Origin of the sequence: Burkholderia sp. Ac-20392 (genome assembly GCF_017104585.1) — a bacterium.
In the GTDB taxonomy this organism is placed as follows: Bacteria; Pseudomonadota; Gammaproteobacteria; order Burkholderiales; family Burkholderiaceae; genus Burkholderia; species Burkholderia lata.
Genome location: NZ_JAAGPB010000714.1, coordinates 1 through 3214 on the forward strand (window position 1 = coordinate 1; position 3214 = coordinate 3214).

The 3214-nt window shown below is 66.8% G+C and carries 3 protein-coding genes; all 3 read left to right on the plus strand.

The genetic code is table 11. The annotated features are described in order from the left end of the window. Positions 1-458: ABC transporter permease subunit (locus tag G3N99_RS37200; RefSeq protein ID WP_206124857.1), on the plus strand; the 458-nt coding region annotated here is incomplete at its 5' end. A 116-nt stretch (positions 459-574) separates the two neighbouring features. Then, positions 575-2170, plus strand: coding sequence for a DUF3138 family protein (locus G3N99_RS37205; protein WP_206124858.1), 1596 nt, complete (start codon positions 575-577; stop codon positions 2168-2170). 111 nt (positions 2171-2281) lie between these two features. Continuing rightward, positions 2282-3214 (plus strand): FAD-dependent oxidoreductase (locus tag G3N99_RS37210; RefSeq protein WP_206124859.1); only part of this gene is annotated, 933 nt, incomplete at its 3' end.

Here is a 3214-nt window from a genome sequence, read left to right on the forward strand (position 1 = left end):
TGTTCGGCTGGCCGAAGGGTCGCGGGATGGTGACGATCTGGATCGGTCACGTGATGCTGTGCGTGTCGTACGTGGCGATCATCGTGCAGTCGCGCGTGAAGGAGATGAACAAGTCGCTGGAAGAGGCGGCGCTGGATCTTGGCGCGACGCCGCTGAAGGTGTTCTTCGTGGTGACGCTGCCGCTGATCTCGCAGGCGCTGCTGTCGGGCTGGCTGCTGTCGTTCACGCTGTCGATCGACGATCTGGTGCTGTCGGCGTTCCTGTCCGGGCCGGGCTCGACGACGCTGCCGCTGGTGGTGTTCTCGCGCGTGCGGCTGGGGCTGAACCCGGAGATGAATGCACTGGCGACGCTGTTCATCACGGCGGTGACGATCGGCGTGATCGTCGTGAACCGGATGATGATCGCGCGCGAACGGCGCCGCATCGCCGACATGAAGGCGGCGTTCGCGGTGGCGTGACGCCTCGCCTCCCGCTTCAACGATAACAAGCACTGCAGACAAGCAATACGCGCTGCCCCAGGGGGGGCGCGCGATTCGATTCCGATTTGACAGGCGCACGACAAGGAGAATCCGCAATGAAGAAGAAACTGATCTGCCTGCTGGTGGCCGGCGCGTTGCCGGGCATCGCGCTGGCCGACTCGACATCCGCCGAGATCAAGGCGCTGCAGGCGCAGGTCATGGCGCTGCAGAAGCAGATGAAGGCGATGCAGGCGCAACTGTCGGCGAAGGGCGGCACCGCGACCGCGCAGGCCGGCACGAAGGCCGGAGCCGGTGCGGCGCCGGTCGCCGTGGCCGTCGATCCGAGCTCGCCGGACTACGGCAAGGCGCAGGCCACGCTGACCAACGACGAGGTCGGCGAGATGAAGCAGCAGATCGCGAACCAGCAGCTGAAGGTCGACTCGCTGACGGACGCGGCCAACACGGGCCCGCTCGCGGGCCTGTCGGTGACGGGCTACATCGACCCGACCTACATGTACAACCGCGCGGCCGGCACGTCGTCGTTCCTGTTCGCGAACCACGAGAACGCGTACAACTACTTCAACAGCACGTTCGGCGATCTGTACCTCGACATCAAGAAGACGTTCGGCGTCGGCCCGATGGCGCCGTCGGCGGAAATCACGCTGATGCCGAACCGCGGCAACGGCATCACGCTGCTGCAGAACTCGCGCGGCTCGATCACCGACAACCTGCTGAACACCGCGGTCGTCAACGTGCCGATCACCGCCGAAACGACGCTGGTCGCCGGTTTGATCCCGAGCTTCGGCGGCTACGAGGTGCAGCAGTCGAACCAGATGCTCACGCTCACGCACAACCTGCTGTACGATTTCTCGGATCCGGGCAGCTACGTCGGTATCGGCGCGAACTACACGAAGGGCAACTGGGCGTGGAAGTTCTTCCTCGGTAACGAGCAGTACCGCACGTACGGTTCGGTCACGCAGAAAGGTGTGAATGCACTCGGCGACCCGATCACCACCAGCAACAAGGTGCCGACCTTCACCGCACGCGCGGACTACACGTGGTCGAGTGCGCTCGACATCGGCGGTTCGTTCAACATCGGTCGCCAGACACTGTCGTCGGCAGCTGTGACAGATCCGGTTACCGGCCAACAGATCGGCGTCAACTACGGCCCGGGTGGTGCATCACCGAGCGCGTATGGTTCGTTCTTCTTCGGTGAACTCGACGCGACCTACACGCTCGCCGATATTCAGTACAACGCGGAAGTCGACTACGGCCGTCAGCAGCATGCGGCGTTCAACGGCGGGCTCGCGCAGTGGTACGGCCTGTCGCTGCTCGCGCACCGCAAGTTCAACGCACCGGTGGTCGGCCGCATGGGCGTGACGCTGCGCTACGACCTGCTCGCCAACTCGAAGAACGGCGGCGGCGGTGGCGGCATCGCGCTGAACGGCAACGGGATGGACCCGAACAACGGCTTCGGCGTCGACGCGGACTGCCTCGCGATGTCGAAGGCCGGTGGCGGCCTGGGCTTCGAGTGCAAGGGGGCCGTGCGCCAGGATGTCGCGCTCGACCTGCTGTTCTATCCGACCCAGCAGATCACCGTGAAGGTCGAATACCGCCACGACTGGGCGAACAACAAGGTGTTCCTGCGCAACGACGGATCGTATGGCAAGTCCAACGACCTGCTCGCGACGCAGTTCATCTATTCGTTCTGACGCAGCTCGCGCGGGACGCCGTGCCGCGCGCACGGCGTCCCGCGCCGTTTTTACCGGCCGGATGACGGTGCACGCTGCCCCGCCGCCGGCTGCAACGAGGGAGTCGGATTCATGACGCAGTCTTTCACCCGCCGCGCCGATGCGCTCGCGCGCGACTCGTACTACGAAGCGACGGCCGTGCGCCCCGCCGTGGACGATCCCGTGCTCGACGGGACGATCGACGTCGACGTCTGCGTGATCGGCGCCGGCTTCGCGGGCCTGTCGACCGCGCTCGACTGCCGTGCTCGCGGGCTGTCCGTCGCGGTGATCGACGCGCACCGGCCCGGCTGGGGCGCGTCGGGTCGCAACGGCGGCCAGGCGATCACCGGCTTCGCGAAAGACGAGGAGATCGAGCGGCAGCTCGGCGCCGACGGCGCGCGCGCCGCGTGGTCGCTGTCGCTCGACGGCGTCGCATTGATCGCCGAGCGGATCGCGCGTTACGGGATCGACTGCGACTTCACGCGCGGCTACCTGACCGTCGCGACGAAGCCGCGCCGCATCGACGACCTGCATGCATGGATGGACGCCGCGACCCAACGCTGGGGCCATCCATCGCTGTCATGGCTCGACACCGGCGAGATCCGTGCGCGCATCGCGTCGACGCGCTATCTCGCGGGCGTCTACGATCCGCTGTCGGGCCACCTGCATCCGCTCAAGTACTGCCTCGGCCTTGCCGATGCCGCCCGACGCGAAGGCGTCGCGCTGTATGCGCATACGCCCGCGCTCGAGATCGTGCGCGGTGCGCGGCCCGTCGTGCGCACGCCGTCGGGCGACGTGCGCTGCCGCTTCGTCGTGTCGTGCTGCAACGCGGGCCCCGGCGGCGTATTGCCGGACGCGACGGCTGCCCGCATCGCGCCGATCGCGTCGTACATCATCGCGACCGAGCCGCTCGGCCAAGCGCGCGCCGACGCGCTGATCGCACAGCGCGAAGCCGTGTGCGACAACAACTTCTTCCTCGACTATTTCCGGCTGTCGGCCGACCACCGGATGCTGTTCGGCGGCCGC

Coding starts and splice junctions, on each gene's coding strand:
- G3N99_RS37205 (WP_206124858.1), top strand. CDS start 575: ATGAAGAAGAAACTGATCTGCCTGCTGGTGGCCGGCGCGTTGCCGGGC.